The 19,282-nt window shown below is 38.1% G+C and carries 10 protein-coding genes; 4 read left to right on the top strand and 6 right to left on the bottom strand.

The features are described 5' to 3' along the window. Positions 1 to 12 precede the first annotated feature (12 nt). A complete protein-coding gene (locus NNJ85_RS00840) occupies positions 13 to 1,071 on the top strand; it encodes a glycosyltransferase family 4 protein (protein WP_254472796.1) in 1,059 nt (352 codons plus the stop codon). Between the two features lie 914 nt (positions 1,072 to 1,985). Here the strand turns inward: NNJ85_RS00840 and NNJ85_RS00835 are convergent. Then, a complete protein-coding gene (locus tag NNJ85_RS00835) occupies positions 1,986 to 3,380 on the bottom strand; it encodes a TrkH family potassium uptake protein (RefSeq protein WP_254472795.1) in 1,395 nt (464 codons plus the stop codon). A 312-nt stretch (positions 3,381 to 3,692) separates the two neighbouring features. On the opposite strand from NNJ85_RS00835, the gene trxB reads away from it, so the two are divergent. Both trxB and NNJ85_RS00825 read left to right on the top strand, forming a co-directional pair. Beyond that, positions 3,693 to 4,649 (top strand): thioredoxin-disulfide reductase, encoded by a 957-nt coding sequence (gene trxB / locus NNJ85_RS00830; protein ID WP_254472794.1) that lies wholly within the window; start codon positions 3,693 to 3,695, stop codon positions 4,647 to 4,649. A 41-nt stretch (positions 4,650 to 4,690) separates the two neighbouring features. Then, on the top strand, positions 4,691 to 5,596 hold the full coding sequence (locus tag NNJ85_RS00825; RefSeq protein ID WP_254472793.1) for a LysR family transcriptional regulator: 906 nt from the start codon (positions 4,691 to 4,693) through the stop codon (positions 5,594 to 5,596). A gap of 1,672 nt (positions 5,597 to 7,268) precedes the next feature. On the opposite strand, the gene NNJ85_RS00820 is transcribed toward NNJ85_RS00825, so the two are convergent. The 3 genes from NNJ85_RS00820 to carB all read right to left on the bottom strand — a co-directional run bounded on the left by NNJ85_RS00820 (position 7,269) and on the right by carB (position 12,747). Beyond that, positions 7,269 to 8,471 carry a pyridoxal phosphate-dependent aminotransferase gene (locus tag NNJ85_RS00820; protein WP_254472792.1) on the bottom strand — a complete coding sequence of 401 codons (1,203 nt, stop codon included), beginning with the start codon at positions 8,469 to 8,471 and terminating at the stop codon, positions 7,269 to 7,271. 322 nt (positions 8,472 to 8,793) lie between these two features. Continuing rightward, the gene (locus NNJ85_RS00815) at positions 8,794 to 9,003 is read right to left on the bottom strand and encodes a cold-shock protein (protein WP_005773801.1); all 210 of its coding nucleotides are present in this window, start codon (positions 9,001 to 9,003) and stop codon (positions 8,794 to 8,796) included. A gap of 258 nt (positions 9,004 to 9,261) precedes the next feature. Continuing rightward, a complete protein-coding gene (gene carB / locus NNJ85_RS00810) occupies positions 9,262 to 12,747 on the bottom strand; it encodes a carbamoyl-phosphate synthase large subunit (RefSeq protein ID WP_254472790.1) in 3,486 nt (1,161 codons plus the stop codon). A gap of 714 nt (positions 12,748 to 13,461) precedes the next feature. Here carB and NNJ85_RS00805 point away from each other — a divergent pair. Beyond that, positions 13,462 to 14,007, top strand: a complete 546-nt coding sequence (locus NNJ85_RS00805; protein WP_254472788.1) for a methylated-DNA--[protein]-cysteine S-methyltransferase — start codon at positions 13,462 to 13,464, stop codon at positions 14,005 to 14,007. On the opposite strand, the gene NNJ85_RS00800 is transcribed toward NNJ85_RS00805, so the two are convergent. After that, positions 13,994 to 16,315, bottom strand: a complete 2,322-nt coding sequence (locus NNJ85_RS00800) for an ATP-binding protein (protein ID WP_254472786.1) — start codon at positions 16,313 to 16,315, stop codon at positions 13,994 to 13,996. The genes NNJ85_RS00805 and NNJ85_RS00800 overlap by 14 nt on opposite strands. A gap of 286 nt (positions 16,316 to 16,601) precedes the next feature. After that, positions 16,602 to 19,229 carry an aminopeptidase N gene (pepN, locus tag NNJ85_RS00795; RefSeq protein ID WP_254472784.1) on the bottom strand — a complete coding sequence of 876 codons (2,628 nt, stop codon included), beginning with the start codon at positions 19,227 to 19,229 and terminating at the stop codon, positions 16,602 to 16,604. Between the last annotated feature and the right edge of the window lie 53 nt (positions 19,230 to 19,282).

The raw sequence follows: 19,282 nt of genomic DNA, 5'->3' as shown, positions 1-19,282 counted from the left end.
ATCTAAATAGTTATGCGTGTATCCTTGCAAGAAACGGAGATTATTGCTCCTCACTTTAAAAAACGTTTGTCCGGAGTGACATCTACGGTCATTCAACTCATTCCATTGCAGCGAGAACATGGGGTGCGTATATCTACTTTGGGATTTGGGCTTCCAGAGAATTTGCCAGCTCTTGGCTTTCGGGACCTTTTCGGACTTTGGAAAAGTCCGAAAGGCAAGCCGTTTCGTATTTGGCATGCAAGGCGCAATATTGAGATGCTTTGTGGGATCTTTTTGCGCGATATCTTGAAAATGAAGCTTAAACTCGTTTTTACATCCGCTTCTCGGCGTCACCATAAGTCTTTTACCAAATGGTTGCTTCGACGTATGGATAGGGTGATTGCTACTAGTGTACCGACAGGATCTTATCTAGAAGTGCCCTATAGAGTTATTATGCATGGTGTGGATGTTAGGCGTTTTTCACCACCTAAAACCCTTGATGATCGCTTTTCTTCTTCAGGGATTTCTGGAAAATATGCTGTTGGGTGTTTTGGCCGTGTGCGTTATTTAAAGGGCACTGATTTGTTTGTGGAGTCAATGATAGCGTTGCTGCCACGTTACCCTGACTGGACAGCACTTATTGCTGGTCGAACGACAGAACAACATTATAAATTTGAAAAAAAATTACGCCAAAGGATTGCAGATGCTGGTTTAGAAGGGCGCATTATTTTTCTTGGTGAGCTGCTTAATACACCTTTGTGGTATCGCCGCTTGTCTCTGTATGTAACACCTTCGCGTTTGGAAGGCTTTGGTTTGACGCCTTTAGAGGCAATGGCATCACAGACAGCTGTTGTTGCGAGTGATGTAGGAGTTTTTAAAGAATTGGTTGTAGAGGGAACAGGAACAGTTGTTAAAGCAGGAGATGGAGCTGCTTTAATGGCAGCAATTGAACCTTATTTGGCTGATTTAGAAAAAACAATGGCAGCAGGGGAAAAAGCTTTAGCGCATGTTCGTACCCACTTTCCTTTGGAAAAAGAAGCAAGCGAGATTGAAAGTGTTTACAAAGAACTGTTTGCGGAAAAAACACTTTAATATTTATCGGAAATTTCCTTGAGGAATGATAATAAAGTGCGTCCCTTAAGGGTTATTTCGTAATCATCAAGAAAATAGCTCAAAAATATAAATGCTATTTTACACAATTTATTTTGTCTTTAGTAGAATGTTATAAGATTTTTTCAAAATTTGGATAAAAAAATTAAAAATGTATATGCTTGAGAGCGATATGAGGCTTATGAGAAAGCATACGAGAAGGGAGGAAAGCTGTTTTTATTCTAGTGATATTTTAGAATAAGAAAACGATGTTTTAGCTCAAATCTATAGATTTATGGACTATCTTAACAGTTTTGTCCTGATATTGTTTGTTTTGTAAGACTTAAATAGAGAGCAAAAAAGTGCTTTCTTCTCTTAAAAAAGAGAGTGATGGTTTCTCCATATTAACAGAAAGAAAATAGTATGGTGGTGCTGTTTTATATCTTATTTTATGGTACCAACTTGCACCTTATTATTTAAGTAAAAGTAAGAATACCCATTTTATACTTTTCATGAGGGTTGTTGTGAAAGAGGGGGGCTGTGAGATATTTTTTTAATAAGCTTGTGAGTTTGTAATAAATGCTATTTTGTTTTTTATAAGGAAATGACTTATCAGGAAAAAAACGTTTTTATAAGCCAATATTCATGTTTTTTGTATGGAGATTATTCGTAAAAAAGGATTGTTTTCTGTATTCATTTTATTTGATAGAGAAGCTCAAGAGTGTCATGTAAAGTGTTATATGTTACGGTGTTGAAAGCTGTTAACGCTTCAATTTTTTTCCGAAATATTTTTACGTCAATCATTTATACGATATTTGAAATTTTAGGAAATCTTCAGATGATTGATTGAAGATTAAATATTATTCCGTATATTGTTCATGCCTTTTTTATCATGGTAGAATAAAATGCTCTATGCATTAGAATTGTTCACGCCAGAAAGCGGGAATAAAAAGGACGAATATTGTTATGATTTCAAGGCGTCCTGCTAACATTAGAAAACTTAAAATCCATAAAGCATTATCGTTGATTGTAGAAAAATTGCCAACGGGGCCAATAATATCTCCAAAGCCTGGGCCAACATTTGAAAGTGCTGTTAAGACACCCGTGAAGGCAGAGGTAAAGTCAAGACCGGTTGTAAGCAAAAGTGCAATGCCGATAACAAGACAGAACATATAAAGACAGACAAAAAATAAAACAGCTTGAGCAACATCGTTTGATATATTTGAGTGATCGTAGCGCGCCTTTACAACGACATTAGGAGAAAGAAGTTTTTCTATATTTGTTTGTGTAATACGCCAAAGAATAATGAGGCGATTGATTTTCATACCACCAGAAGTAGAACCAGCACACCCGCCTGTAAAAGAAACAATGAAGAAGATTCCAAGTGCAAAAGGCCCCCAAAGTTGATAATCTTCAGCACTGTAACCTGTGGTGCTAATAATGGATGAAAGATGAAAAATAACATCAAGGAAAATCAAGTGGAAAGCACGATGATCATGAAACCGTAGCCACGCTGCTAAAGCAAAGCTGAAAAGAAGAACGATATGGAGAAAAACAATCACTTGTGGGTCAAGGAAGCGCTTGGAGTGTCCAGGAAGGACTAATTTAACATAAAGTACGAAGGGCAAAGCAGAAAGCAACATGAAAATTGTTGAAATAATTAAGATGGCTGGTGTATCAGAAAAATAGCCAAAAGAAGCATCATGCGTTGAAAAACCAGCAGTTGCGACCGTACTCATTGCATGGTTAATGGCATCAAATAAATTCATGCCCGCAGCAAAATAAGAAAGCATACAGGCCAATGTGAGTCCAACATAAGCGATGATAATTCCGTTAGCAATTTGATTGATGCGAGGCAATATTTTTTCAGATTTATCAGATGATTCCATATGAAAAAGTCGTACGCCACCCACACGCAGTGAAGGTAAAAGCAAGAGGGCTAAACCGATAAAACCAATGCCCCCAATCCAGCATATAATAGAACGCCATAACAAAATACTTCGCGATAAATGATCAAGACCAGAAAGAACTGTGGAGCCTGTTGTTGTAATTCCCGAAACAGATTCAAAAATGGCTCCTGCGAGAGAAATGGGAAGAGGGGAAAGATAAAGAGGCAAAGCACCTACAATGCTTCCTGTAAGCCAAAGACAAACAGTGAGCATAAAGCCAAGTCGTGCTGAAAAACGACAAGTAGCCCCCTTCGTAGCTAAAAGAATCAGCGTTGCTAACATGGTGGTTATGGCACAAGAATAAAGAAAGATTATCCAATTACGGTTATTGTCATGCAAATCCACCAAAATTGGCAAAAGCATTGCTCCTCCCATGATCAACGCAAAACGTGCACAGACATTGATAATAAACTGAAAAATGACCGTTCCCTATCTTTGTATCTCTTTTTATTATGGTTTTGTGCTCATAAGAATTTACGTTTTTCTCTTTATAGGATAAAGGTTAGTCTTTAACATTAGCATGCCTTGATGAATTGATAATCAGACCTTTTCATAAAACTTGAAAAGAAGTATATATATAACATAATTGAGCCTATTGAAAAATATTTTTTTAAAAGACTTACATTCCGTTAGAATTTATAGAATTATTAAGTTGTAAAAAATAAAGGGGATTTAATGCTACAATCGCATATTCGTCTGCTGATTATTGGCTCCGGTCCGGCTGGTTATACAGCGGCGGTTTATGCGGCAAGAGCAATGCTCCAGCCGGTTTTAGTGACAGGTTTGCAGCAGGGTGGACAATTGACAATTACGACGGATGTGGAAAATTATCCAGGTTTTGCTGACCCCATTCAAGGACCATGGTTGATGGAACAAATGGCAAAACAAGCTGAGAATATGGGGACAAAAATTGTCTATGATACGATTACAAAGGCAGATTTATTGAAGTATCCTTTTGTTTTATATGGAGATTCAGGAACACAATATTCTTGTGATGCACTGATTATTGCAACAGGAGCCCAAGCGCGCTGGCTTGGTTTAGAAAGTGAACAGACCTTTATGGGCGGTGGTGTTTCTGCTTGCGCTACGTGTGATGGCTTTTTTTATCGGGGTAAGGATGTTATTGTTGTAGGGGGAGGAAATACGGCCGTTGAAGAAGCCCTTTATTTATCGCATATAGCAAACAGTGTAAGCGTAGTTCATCGGCGAGCACAGTTTCGGGCAGAGAAAATTCTACAAGATAGGTTATTTGCTTGTAATAATGTACGTGTTCTTTGGAATCATGTGGTCGAAGAAATTGTGGGGCTTCCAGCTCAGGGGACAAAGGGAGCTGTTGTAACAGGAGCGCGTTTGAAGAACGTTAAAACAGGTCATGAGATGAAAGTGGAAGCAGAGGGAATATTTATTGCCATTGGGCATGATCCTGCTGTTTCTCTGTTTGAAGGGCAACTGAAACAAAAACGAGGCGGCTATTTATGGACAGCATCGGATTCAACAGCAACAAGCATTTCTGGTGTTTTTGCTGCAGGGGATGTAACAGATGAAACATTTCGTCAAGCTGTAACAGCTGCGGGAAGGGGATGTATGGCGGCATTGGAAGCAGAACGGTTTTTGGATATATCTAAGCGTTAATAATTTATTAAAAATATAGAGATCTAGAGGTAGGATTAATTGTGGTGCCACCGTTGGATTGGGATAAGTTGAGGGTTTTTCACGCTGCAGCGGAAGCAGGATCTTTTACGCATGCTGCTCAAAAACTTCATTTATCTCAATCAGCAGTTTCCCGACAGGTCTCGGCTTTAGAACAAGAGGTTGGGGTATCTTTATTCCTGCGTCATGCGCGTGGTTTAATTCTTACAGAACAGGGAGAAACTCTTTATCGTACAGCTCATGATGTTTTGATGAAGCTTGAAAGTGTACGTTTGCAATTAAGTGAAAGCTATGCAAAACCAACGGGGCATTTACGTGTGACCTCGACCTTCGGAATGGGGGCAGGGTGGATTGCAGAGCGTATGCCAGAATTTCTTAGTCTTTATCCTGATATGCAGGTTCAGCTTTTACTTTCTGATGAAGAGCTTGATTTGACGATGTGTCATGCAGATTGTGCTGTTCGCCTCCATCAACCCCAACAACCCGATCTTATACAAAGAAAATTATTTACAATTCATATGCATGTTTATGCTTCGGAAAAGTATATTGCAAATTATGGAAAACCAGAAAAATTGTCTGATCTCGATGAACATCGTATTATTTCTTTCGGTGAACCTGTTCCTCCTTATTTATCTGGTTTAAATTGGTTGGAAAAAGCCGGTAGAAGTGATGGATCATTGCGCATTTCAATTCTACAAATCAATAATATCATTTCAATAAAAAATGCGCTTATGCGTGATCTTGGGATTGCTGTACTGCCTGATTATATTGTCAATAATGATGAGCGCTTGGTGCGTCTTTTTCCTGATATGGTTGATATTCCTTCTTTTGATACTTTTTTTTGTTATCCTTATAATTTAAAGAATTTAGTAAGGTTGAATGCTTTTCGAGATTATATTTTCTTAAAAGCGCGTCAGTGGTCTTTTTAATATTCATGCCTTATTTATAAGGAACAATTAATTGTTTTTTACCTTAAGACTCTCATAATACTCTTTCGTTTCAAATTTTCCCACATTGAATCAATACAATCATTGATTGCGTGATGTTTTAAGTGTACAATTTATTGATTTATCATGATAATAAAAATTTATTCATATTGAATTATAAGCTTGAGTACCTTAAGCTTTTCTCATTCCAAATCTGTTTATATCGAATCAATCAACTCACTTGCTTGCATGTTACAAGCGGGTGGGACATATAGATAAAATTTTATGAGAAAGGCATGCCTCTTTTGAATCATCTCAAATACCAAGGGCTGTCTAAACATGAGGGCTGGTAAAATGTGTGATGGTACGAGTTTTCTTCTTCACAAGTATAAAGATGGAGGATTTCACTGGCTTTTATCGTTATAACATCCACACAGCGCTATCGCGAGTTGGGGGGTGAGGGGCTTGAGACAGATCTCTTTAAATTTAAAACAAGCGTGCCTATTATCTCATAATGATTTTTTCTGTTGAGATTGAGGTTACTTTGCTGAGAGCTGTATATCAAAGGATATGAAAAAAATAAACTTGGAGCTTGTTTGCATAGATTTTACTCTAGTTTACGCGATTGATTCGCTGAAACAACCGATGTCTTTTATGAGGTCTCTAAAACTATTTTAGGTCATACGATGGAAGGGCATTTGTGTGAATAAATATTCTTGCAGAAAGGGATAAAATATCTCTTATAAGTTCTCTCAAATGTGAAGGCTATTATAACATTGAAAATTGGACAATCGTATGGGGATGGTCTCTTTCTATTTAATGAAAGAGATACAAGATTGAGAAAAAATTAGAGTTATGTGTTTATTGCATAGCAGATACGCTTAAGTCTTTATTGTGCTTCTGCTTATAAAATGACATAGAATGCTATCTCTTGATTATGTTGCCTCCCATTGCATTTTCTTGAGTGTTCCCTTATGAAGATCTGTCAGATTGATTTTATCTCTGAGGATTTTCCAGATTTGCCGGACATTTGTCCGGCTTTTTTTTTATTCCTAAAAGAGTGCTTAGAAATTGCAACGCATGGGAAGATTGATAAGAGAAAATTTCAAAACTTATGAATATCCAACAATTTTTTTAGGTAGACTAAAAGTTCAACGAGGAATTTGAGAGAGTTTTATTCTGTTGTACCATAAAACTCTTTTAAAACTTTATATATGGAGTGTTTTTTATGAGAGTATAAGATGAATATTAAGGGCTTGTTCATAACACCTATAAAATTAATTAAGTGGTTAATAGCGAAAACTTAAGAGAAATTGGACTATTTACACAACGGAGAAGGATAGACTTTTCTTCATTTTCTGGCGAAAAGGAAGCCAAGTAATAGAAAAGGTTTCATTATAAGGGCGATTATGTTGAAAAGCACGAGGTCTTTCTTAGTGTTATAAATTGGATAGAGGAGGCTAAACAGGTTTTTCATCTCTCATGACAACAGACTGATTCATTTATTTAATTGCTGGTTTTTTTTGATTTTTATCTGCAGCTTCTATTTTTGTTATGTTTATTCATGAATATTTTTGCTGAATCGATAGGCCCTGTCCTTAATATAGCTTTCGATAGTATGTTGGATAGATTGACATTCGGCAAAAAATAATCACAAGAGATGATGTTAAAAGTTTTAAATTAAACTGTTACAAAAGCGCTGGATACGTGTGCAAGCTTCTTCAAGTAATTTTTCTGATGTTGCATAAGAAATACGAAAAGCTGACCCAAGTCCAAAAGCAGATCCTTGGACGACAGCAACAGCTTCTGTTTCTAGAAGCGCTATAGCAAAGTCTTCATCATTCCTAATACATTGGCCGTTTGGTGTTTTTTTGCCAATAAGTCCTGCGCAAGAAGGATAAACATAAAAAGCACCTTCAGGTGTTGGACAATGAATGCCAGGAGTTTGGTTTAGCATGGAAACAACGAGATTACGGCGTGCTTGAAAAATACTTTTATTTTTAGCGATAAAGTCTTGAGGTCCATTGAGTGCTTCAACAGCAGCCCATTGTGAAATAACACTCGTGCCAGATGTTTGCTGACCTTGAATGATATCCATAGCTTTAATGAGTTCTTGTGGTCCCCCTGCATAACCGATTCTCCAGCCCGTCATCGCATAGGCTTTGGAAACACCATTCATTGTGAGTGTACGCTCATAAAGCGCTGGTTCTACTTGAGCGGGAGTCACAAAGGTAAAACCTTCATACGTGAGATGTTCATAAATATCATCTGAAAGGATAGAGACATGAGGATATTTTACTAAAACATCTGTGAGTTTTTTCAATTCATGATATGTATAAGCGGCCCCTGATGGATTTGAAGGAGAGTTAAAAATGAACCATTTTGTTTTGGGAGTAATGGCCGCTTCAAGCTCTTGTGGTTGGAGTTTATAAGAAAATTCGGCTTTTGTTTCTAAAAAGACAGGCGTACCATCGTTAAGTGCGACCATTTCTGGATAACTCACCCAATAAGGGGATGGAATGATGACTTCATCTCCTTTATTCAAAGTTGCCATCAATGCATTAAAGAGAATTTGTTTTCCACCGGTCCCAACAATAATTTGTTCTGGTTGATAAAGAAGGTTATTTTCTCTTTTAAACTTTGCAGAAATTGCTTGGCGCAATTCTGGAATTCCAGATATAGGAGGGTATTTTGTTTCTCCCCTTCGAATAGCTTCAATGGCCGCGTTTTTGATGTTTTCTGGGGTATCAAAGTCTGGTTCTCCAGCACTTAAGGCAATAACATTGCGCCCTAATGTTTTTAAGTGACGAGCTTTTTGGGAAGCAGCAATTGTTGCAGAGGGTTTGATACGAGACAGCTTGTCGGCAATAAAAGCCATAATTAAAAATCCTTATATTATATCAATAGATGATTATTGCTTTAAGGATATTCTATAAGAGATTATATTGTATGCAATAAAAAACTTCTAAAATACTTTGATATGGGTTTTTATAGTGTTGTTTTTTGAGAATTTTGACAAGGAATTCTTCTCTTAAGGACTATAAAAGTATTAGAGGAAGGAGAGAAATATCTTGATAAATTGTGCAAAATAGATAAGCAGTGTTTTCTTTTGTTAAGATCAATTTTGCTTTATACAAAGTAAAAAAATCTTCGTCGTTATAGACGAAGATTTTTAAATAAAATATTGCAGAATTTAAACTTTAAAGGGCTGCAAGGTTGCCAGCAGCAAATTTTCCTGAACGACGATCTTGAAGAACATCATAAGAAATTTTTTGCCCTTCATTAAGATTGGTTAGACCAGAACGCTCAACGGCGGAAATGTGTACAAATACATCTGCGCTGCCATCACTAGGCTGAATGAATCCGAAACCTTTTGTTGTATTAAACCACTTAACTGTTCCTGTAGACATAGGAAACTCCTTAGATATATAATTATATTGTGTACTGAAGCTATAATTCTTCACTACGGTTGTAAATCGAAATTAGGTGGGAGAAGTTTCGTCAAAAGTGCAGAACGCACAGGAAAGAAAGTCACGTAACCGAAAATTCGATAGACCGCATATAAAAGCCTTTAGCATAAAAAGCAAGCTTTAATTACCATTTTTTACACAAAGAAAAAATCAAGAAAGAGTATCAAAAAGCGTGTGCTTTTCCACATGGCAAGAAATTCAACTGAAATAACTTTGCAGGGAACGTACTTCAAGGCGCTTTTTTTTGAGTGCTTTGATCGCTTCTACGACAGCTTTGGCTCCCGCTATTGTTGTATAATAGGGGACATTTTGCATGAGTGCGGCATAGCGTAATGATTTGGAGTCTGAGATAGCACTGGCTGTGCTGGTTGTATTAAAAATCAATTGAATTTGGCGATTACGAATAGCATCTTCAATATGCGGGTGACCTTCTAGAACTTTGTTGATTTTTTTTGCCTCAACATGATGTTCAGCGAGAAATTTTTGTGTTCCACTTGTGGCAACAACAGAAAAGCCAAGCTCTGTTAAACGTTTTACAGGATTTAAGATGCGTTTTTTGTCTTCATCTCTTACAGAAACGAATAAAGTTCCTTCCTTAGGGAGTTTTACACCAGCTCCAAGTTGCGCTTTAGCAAAAGCAAGCGCAAATTCATAGTCAAGTCCCATAACTTCACCGGTTGAGCGCATTTCTGGACCAAGAAGCGTATCAACACCTGAAAAACGGGCAAAAGGAAACACGGCTTCCTTGACGGCAATATGTTGTTTTTTCTGCGAAGAAGGTAATCCACCATAAGCTTGGAGAGCATTGTGCAGCGTTTCTCCTGCCATAATACGTGCAGCCATTTTAGCAATAGGGCGACCAATTGTTTTCGCAACAAATGGAACTGTCCGTGAAGCGCGGGGATTAACTTCTAAGACATAAATAGTGTCATCTTTAATGGCATATTGTACATTCATTAAGCCACGAACATGAAGTGCTTGTGCTAATGCTTTTGTTTGGCGCTCTAATTCAGCGACGATGTTCTGTGAGAGCGTATGAACTGGTAAAGAACACGCTGAATCACCGGAGTGGATCCCAGCTTCTTCAATATGTTCCATAATTCCCACAATCAGTGTTTCTTTGCCATCACACAGACAATCAACATCTACTTCAATGGCTTCTGTTAGATAAGTGTCAAAGAGAAGCGGATTTTTACCAAGCAATATATTGATTTGTCCTGTTTTATCGTTGGGATAACGAGCTTTGATATCTTCTGGAATTAATTCAGGCACACTTTCAAGTAAATAATTTTGCAAGCTTCGCTCGTCACGGATAATTTGCATAGCACGCCCTCCTAAAACATAAGAAGGACGCACAACCAATGGGAATCCTAGTTCATGGGCAATGAGGCGTGCTTGTTCGATAGAGTGGGCAATTCCATTTTTAGGTTGTGTTAAGTTAAGTTTAAATAATAGTTTTTGAAAGCGATCTCTATCTTCTGCTAAATCGATGGCATCAGGTGAAGTGCCAAGGATGGGAATGTTGTGTTTTTCGAGAGCGCTTGCTAATTTTAAGGGGGTTTGTCCACCAAATTGAACGATGACTCCAACGAGTTCACCTTTTTCCTGTTCTGCTTCTAAAATAGCGATAACATCTTCTGTTGTTAAAGATTCGAAGTAAAGACGATCAGAGGTATCATAGTCAGTTGAAACGGTTTCAGGATTGCAGTTAATCATAATCGCTTCAAAGCCTGCATCACGTAGGGCAAAAGCCGCGTGGCAGCAACAGTAATCAAATTCAATTCCTTGTCCAATGCGGTTGGGACCACCACCTAAAATCACAATTTTTTTACGTTCAGAAATCTGTGCCTCTGAGCGCTCTATACCGGCAAAGGGAACTTCGTATGTTGAATACATATAGGCTGTAGGAGAAGAAAATTCAGCAGCACAAGTATCAATCCGTTTGAAGACTTGTTTAACATTCAGTGATTTACGTAAAGCGGCGATATCATCGGGTTCTTTTCCGGTAAGGGTAGCTAATCGCGCATCCGAAAATCCCATAGCTTTTAACATACGTAAGTTATCTTGATCTTGAGGTAATCCATGGATGCGGATACGCTGCTCCATTTCAACGATGGAAGCTATTTGTTCTAAAAACCATGGGTCAATTTTGCTGATTTGGTGAATTTCATTTAAGGGTAAGCCCGCGCGCATAGCTTCAGCAACATAGCGTAGACGGTCAGGACTTGGTATGGCAATGGCTGAGCGTATAGAACTTTTTTCATCACCTTCAGCATGTTCTGGGATGATAATTTCATCAAAACCAGTAAGTCCTGTTTCAAGTCCACGGAGTGCTTTTTGTAATGATTCTTGAAAAGTACGTCCAATGGCCATGACCTCTCCTACAGATTTCATCGCAGTCGTAAGGACAGATGATGATCCAGGAAATTTTTCGAAAGCAAAACGAGGAATTTTGGTCACGATATAGTCAATAGAAGGCTCAAATGATGCTGGTATCGCACCACCTGTGATATCATTTTTCAATTCATCAAGTGTATAGCCAACGGCGAGTTTTGCAGCTATCTTGGCAATGGGAAAACCCGTTGCTTTTGAAGCAAGTGCTGAAGAGCGAGAAACGCGCGGATTCATTTCAATAACAATGAGACGCCCATTTTCAGGATTAACAGCAAACTGTACATTGGATCCTCCCGTTTCAACACCAATTTCACGCAAGACCGCAATCGAAACATTGCGCATACGTTGATATTCCTTATCGGTTAAGGTGAGAGCAGGGGCTACAGTGATCGAATCACCGGTATGAATACCCATCGGATCAATGTTTTCAATAGAACAAACAATGATACAGTTGTCGTTCTTATCACGAACAACTTCCATCTCATATTCTTTCCATCCTAAAACACTTTCTTCAATTAAAACTTCTGTTGTAGGAGAAGCTTCAAGCCCCCGTTCAATAATTTCATAAAATTCAGAGCGATTATACGCAATTCCACCCCCGGTTCCACCAAGGGTAAATGAAGGACGAATAATAGCTGGAAGCCCAACAACATCAAGCGCTTGAACTGCTTTTGCTGTTGCATGGGCGATATAATGCTGTTTGCGATCAGCTTCGGTATGTCGCCAGTTGCGTTCAAGTTCTTCGAGGGCTTTTTCAAGGGCTGCACCAGAAAGTTTTTCTTTAAGTTCAGCACGCGTTTTTGCATGTTGCTGGCGATTTTCTTCTTTCAGTTCTGTGGCATTGGCTAACATAGACCGTGGTGTTTCCAAACCGATTTTTGCCATCGCTTGGCGGAATAAAGCACGATCCTCCGCTTTATCAATCGCTTCGGCATTGGCTCCTATCATTTCAACATGATAGCGGTCTAAAATCCCCATACGCTTTAATGATAAAGCGGTATTGAGAGCTGTTTGTCCTCCCATGGTGGGCAAAAGGGCATCGGGACGTTCATGGGCAATAATTTTAGCAACAATCTCAGGCGTAATGGGCTCTATATAAGTTGCATCAGCGAGATCTGGATCTGTCATAATTGTGGCAGGATTAGAATTGACCAAAATAATCCGGTATCCTTCTTCTTTTAATGCTTTACAGGCTTGTGTGCCTGAATAGTCAAATTCACATGCCTGACCAATAATAATAGGTCCTGCGCCGATGATAAGAATAGATTTTATATCTGTGCGTTTGGGCATGGTTTTTTCCTATGACAAATATCCGTACACGATTGTGGCAAGAAAAATATTTAAGTTTTGAGGCTACAGTCATTTTATAAGTTAAGTGACAAAGAAAGTAAGCACTAAAATGCCTTTTCCATGCTTTTTTTCATAAAATTGAAAATAAATTCCTTTTTTTGGTTGAATTACCTGATCAGTATATCAAAAGGATAACATTTGATAAGAAAATAAGAGTGCTCAAAAAAACAAGAATATTCAAGCATTCGTGGGGAATAAAACATAAATCATTATGTTTTGATGAAGTTTCGTAAAATGAAAGGGGAAGTTTATCTTTTTATTTTGTAAAACACTGCTGTTTAGAGGATGATATAGGGCATGAAAATGATATATGAGGTATTTTTTGTTAGAGTATGTGATAAAATTCAATCTAGGATTTCAGGAGAATTTATGAAGTGAACTATATTGAAGTGTTTGGGGCTGGAAACTGTGAGAGAAAAAGCTGTTTTATTTCAAGATTGACTCTGGTTGCAGTCTTGTTTTTTTAGGGGAAGAAGAAAGCCAATCTCTGTCTGTTTTCAGACCATAAAATCGTGAGAGTGTATTTTAGTACAATAACGAAGAAGATAATTTCAGGATAATCATGTTTTGTTTTAAAAGATGTAAATAGTCTCCCTTTATTTTATAGGTTATCTTCAAAACTTTTTAAAATTTTAAAATAGAGAGAAAGTTAAAATGCTGAATATTTCCCAAAAGAAAATATTTTGTCTGGAAGATGTATCCGTAGGAAAACTTTTAGTGGCTAAATCTCAAAAAGGGATTTGTTATAGTGCGTTGGGCGATAGCTCAGAGCAATTATTACAGGAGTTTACAGTACGCTTTGGTGGTGCACAACAAGTTGTGGGTGACAATGCATTTAAGAGAGAGGTTGCCCATATTATAGCCATGATAGAAACGCCTAAGTTGGTAAAAAAATATAATTTACCCCTAGATATAAAGGGTACAGTTTTTCAACGGCAAGTATGGGCACAATTATGCGATATACCGTGTGGTGAAACAATTTCATATGAGGAGTTAGCATGCCGTGTGGGGATGCCAAAAGTTTTTCGTGCCGTTGCTAATGCGTGTGCACGTAATGAATTGGCTATCATTATTCCTTGTCATCGTGTTGTCCGTAAAAATGGTTTTATTTCAGGATATCGTTGGGGCGTTAAACGGAAACAGATTTTGTTACAACGAGAACAAACAGAGGAGATTAAAAACAAATTTAATCTTGTGTGATGGGCATTATAATCGTTACGGTTGTTCCTTTCATTTCTTTTGAAGTAATTTCAAGTTTCCCTTTGTGTAGTTCTAATAACGAGCGTGAAATGGCTAATCCAAGACCTGAGCCCGTATGAGATTTAGTCAGCTGATTTTCAACTTGTTCAAAAGGTTGCCCAAGTTTTTTGATGGCTGATTGCGGAATACCAACACCTGTATCGGTAATTTTAAAAATAAGGTTATTTTTTTTCTTGAAAGCGCAGACATCGATATTTCCACCAGAAGGCGTAAATTTAACCGCATTAGAGATGAGATTAAGGAAAATCTGTTTCATTGCACGCCCATCGACTTCAGCATGAAGTTCTGGTGTAATGTTTGTTGTAACAGCAATGTTTTTTTCTTGAGCCTGTGGTGTAAGCGTTCGTACTGCTTCACTAATGATGGGCTCAAGATCGGTATTTTTACAATCAAGCGTAAATCTTCCAGCTTCGATTTTTGACATATCAAGGATATCATTGATAAGAGTTAGAAGATGGGTTCCTGAATTGTAAATATCATGCATATATTCCTTATAGCGCTGTGAACCAAGAGGGCCAAAAGTCGATTGTAACATGATATCTGAAAAGCCGAGAATAGCGTTCAGAGGTGTGCGCAATTCATGAGACATATTGGCTAAAAATTCTGATTTAGCTTTATTTGCACTTTCGGCACGCTCTTTTTCTGCTTTCAGACTTTTATTAAGTTTTTCCACTTCTGTTGCGCGTTGTTGAGCACTCCCTCTAGTGCGTTTGAGTTCTTGAATAAAAGAAAAAAGACGCCTTTCACTGTCTTCAAATTTTTCCTGTTGTTGTTTAAGCTCAGAAATATCCGTGCCAATACAAACCAAACCTCCGTCTTGGGTTCGCCGTTCATTAATTTTAAGCCAATAACCATCTGCTGTTTGGCGAATACTGGTTAAGTTACCGTGACCGTCATCTTTGAGAGGGTATTCACTGAGTGCAGGGCGAGCCATGGCTTCGACGGTTGCACGTTGGATCCCTGATTGTAGAATTTGTTGAGGAATAGCGGCATATTCGCAAAATTTGCTATTGGACATGACTAAACGTCCCTCAGCATCCCACAAGACAAAAGATTCTGAAATATTTTCAATCGCGTCACGGATACGAAGATCGGCTTGTGCTGTTTGTTCAGCCAATTGTTGTTGTTCACTAATGTCGAAGGAAATACCAACCAAATGGGGTTCTTCTTCTTCAGTAACTTCGGCGCGAAATCGCATCCATACATAATGACCATCAGCATGACGCATGGGAATATTGATATCGATATGTTTTTTTTTGCCTCCCATTAATTCTTGAGCAAGGTCAAAAAAATTGGCATCATTAGGGTTGATAATGGCGCTAATTTGGGAAATGGAGAGCAATGCATCTTGAGGGACATAGCCAAGCATTTCATACATTGCTCGTGACCAATAGACGCGTCCACTTGCCATATTCCAATCCCATAATCCACAACGCCCACGCATCATTGCCATATCAATACGGTTTTGAATTTTTTCTGAAACAAGATCTGTTTTACGTGCTCGTAAAAGTTGATTATAATAAGCATAAAGAAGAACAAGAATAATACCGCTTGTTCCAATGAAGAGGGTTATATTAAGCGAAAAAAATCTGCGCCATTCCATAGTGCTATCTTGCATCTTTTCGCTAATGAATACGCCATATTGCCTGTTTTTTGTTTGATGAAATGAAGCAAGAGCAGGGGTATCCTTGCCTATTGTAATTTTCATAATTCCAGCGTGTTGTCCAAGAGATTGTAAAGCAATGCTGTCAGAGATAAAATCTTGTAAAGGTTTTCCTAAGATGATTTCTGAACTAGATGAAGCCAAGATATTGCCTTTTTGATCAACAACGGCGATGAGAGTGCTGGGATTGATAAGATCTTGATTGCGAAAAGTGGTGAGGATATTTTGCAAATGATCATGAGAAAGGACAGAGACTTTTCCTTTCTGAGAAATAACCAATAAGTCATGATCAATTGTATTGGTAATATGAGAAGCTAAGAGCGTGAGGGTAGAACGCGTGCTTTTATCAATTGTATTGCGCCAATCATAGATTGATACAAAACGAATGACTGCAAGAACAATGAGAAATGCGACAATGACAAATGGAAATGAGCGTCGTAACCAAGGTTCAATAAAGAGAAGTTTTTGATAAGCAGAACCAGAAAGCAGATGAATAGGTTTTGTCTGCGCTTTAAGATTTTGAGCGCTCGATTTTGAATCAGCATATATTTCCGTTGGCGCATTATATGCGTCCAATTTAGTCATCTCTTGTTCCTCTAATTCCGAAATAATGTGATTTAAAAACTGCTTCGATCTTCATGAGTAACCCCATCAAAGCGCAGTGAATCAAAACAGGAGTCTTCTGTCCAGTCTTTTTTTTAAAAAAAGTATTTTACTTTTATGAATGTGGAATACGAAAAGGAAAAGGCATGTGAAACATGACCGGTAAACAGGCTTGGATTGCCTATTTATCGGTTTAATGGTGATCGAGGTGTTTTTAGAATTTATTTAAAAAAAATAATATCATATTGATTTAAAATATTTTTTTGTTTTAAGTGAGCAGACGGTTGATGATATCAGCGACATCGCTTGATAATTTTGGCGCAGCAGCAATTGTTTTTAATTCAGTTTCAAGTTTTTGTTGCCGAATGGGTTCTAATTGTCGCCAAGAGCGCATCATGGTTAATAATTGTGAAGCAAGCTGTGGATTTTTTTTGTCAATTTCTAAAATGATTTGGCAAAGAAAATGATAAGATGCTCCATCCATTCTGTTGAAGCCTGTGGGGTTATGAGAGGCAAAGACACCGATCAAGGACCGTACACGATTAGGATTATCTTGTGAGAACAGCGGGTGTTGCATAAGCTTTTGAATATTCTCGAGTGTTGATGCGCTAGCAACCATTGCTTGAATAGAAAACCATTTATCCATGACTAAAGGGTCATGCCGATAGCGGTTTTCAAAATCATTTAAAGCATTTTGTGCCTGCTCACTTTCATTAAAACGCTTCATGAGAACAGCGATACTTGCCATTCGATCAGTCATATTATCAGCTGTTGCATATTGTAGAGCAGCGCGATTTGGATTGGCTTCGGCGATGGAAAGATAATCCAGTATGATATTCTTGAATGCTCGCTTTCCAGCTTGTACAGTGTTTGGTAAATAGGGTTCTTGGGTTTGCATTTGCCCATAGAACTTTGTTAAGAGCTTTTGATGTGTTTTTGCAAGTGAAGCTAAAAACTGATTGCGGATATAATGAATACGATCAGGGTCAATATTTTTACCGATTGTATGAGCAAGCTCAACTTCACTAGGTAAATTTAAACAGAAGGCACGAAATTCAGGCTCTAAGTTTTCATCTGTTAGGATCGTTTCAATCAGCTTTAGCAAAGCAGAGGAGAGTGTTGCTTTTTCTTGTGTTTTATCTTGAATGCTTTCAATCAAAGCTTGTGTCATTAATTGATTAAGAGACTGCCAGCGATTGATATGATTGTCATCATGTTGCGCAAGAAAAATAAGTTCGCTTTCATTAAATGGGGTGTGTAGAATGATTGGCGCAGAAAAATCGCGCAGCAGTGATAAAACAGGTTTTTCACAAAGCCCCTTTAATGTAAAGGTTTGGCTTTCTTTGGACAACAGCATAACGTCTGATTGAATTTCTGTTTCCGCTTCATAAGCGAGGCGTTCTCCATTAGATCCCAGCAAGCTAAATCCAATAGGAAGAAGCATGGGCTTTTTTGTATTTTGTTGTGGGGTTGCGGGAATATGTTGCTTTGCATGAACTGTTAAAACACCATCACGATAATGACTATCGATTTCTACGTTGGGTGTTCCAGCTTGTTCATACCACAGCATGAATTGGGAGAAATCTCGGCCAGATACTTCAGCAAAACAGGTGATAAAATCTTCAATGGTACAAGCTTGTCCATCATGCCGTTGAAAATAAAGATCAGTGCCTTTACGAAATAGAGAGGGACCTAAAATCGTCCGTATCATGCGAACAACTTCAGCACCTTTTTCGTAAACTGTTGTGGTGTAAAAATTATTAATTTGGCTATATTGACGAGGACGGACCGGATGAGCAAGAGGTCCTGCATCTTCGACAAATTGCGTCGCTTTTAATGTTTTTACATCTTCAATTCGCTGTAGGCTACGTACATTTTGATCTGATGAAAATTCTTGATCACGATAAACAGTGAATCCTTCTTTTAAACAGAGTTGAAACCAATCGCGACAGGTAATACGATTACCGCTCCAATTATGGAAATACTCGTGAGCAATGACGCGTTCAACATTTCTATAATCCTGATCGGTTGCTGTTTCAGGATCGACAAGAACATATTTATCATTAAAAATATTAAGACCTTTGTTTTCCATTGCTCCCATGTTAAAGTCTGAAACAGCAACAATATTGAAAACATCAAGATCATATTCGCGTCCGAAACATTGTTCATCCCAACGCATGGAACGTTTGAGCGCATCCATAGCATAAGCAGCGCGTTTGGTTTTTCCTTTTTCTACATAAATACCAAGTTCGACACGTCGTCCAGATGCAGTTGTAAAATGGTCCTCTAACTTATCAAGATCACCACCTACCAAAGCAAAGAGATAAGATGGTTTAGGATAAGGATCTTCCCAAACGGCAAAATGGCGATTATTCTCTAAAGTTCCTGTTTCCATCAGATTACCGTTTGAAAGCAAGATAGGGATTGTTTGGGAATCGGCTTCAATTTTCACTCTATAGGTAGAAAGAACATCTGGGCGGTCGTAAAAATAAGTCATACGACGAAAACCTTCCGATTCACATTGTGTGCAATAAACACCATTTGAAAGATAAAGCCCCATAAGTTGGCGGTTGCTTTCAGGATTTAGTTCTGTAACCAATTCCAACGTAAAGGGAGCGGCTGGTGGCGTGGTAATTTCTAAACGTGAAGGCGTAACTTTATAAGTGTTTGGGGCTAATATTTCACCATTAATTGCAACAGAAATTAAAGTAAGATCATCGCCTGAAAGTACAAGAGGTGTTAATTCTTTTGTATCATGACGGGGTTCAATAGACAATATGGCTGTAACAGAAGTTTTTGTTGGTGCCAATTGGAAAGAAAGTTGTGTTTTAGGGATAGCGTAAGGGGTTGGCTGATAGTCTTCCAAACGATAAAGAGCTGTTGTTGGCTGTTCCATAGTTTTTCCCATTCGTGTTTTAAGAGTTAAAGAAGGTTTTTAATTTTAGTGTC

It is taken from the genome of Bartonella sp. B1098 (assembly GCF_944896145.1).
Taxonomy (GTDB): Bacteria; Pseudomonadota; Alphaproteobacteria; order Rhizobiales; family Rhizobiaceae; genus Bartonella.
The sequence above is the reverse complement of the archived record's forward strand: the minus strand, read 5'-3'. Positions and strand labels throughout refer to the sequence as shown.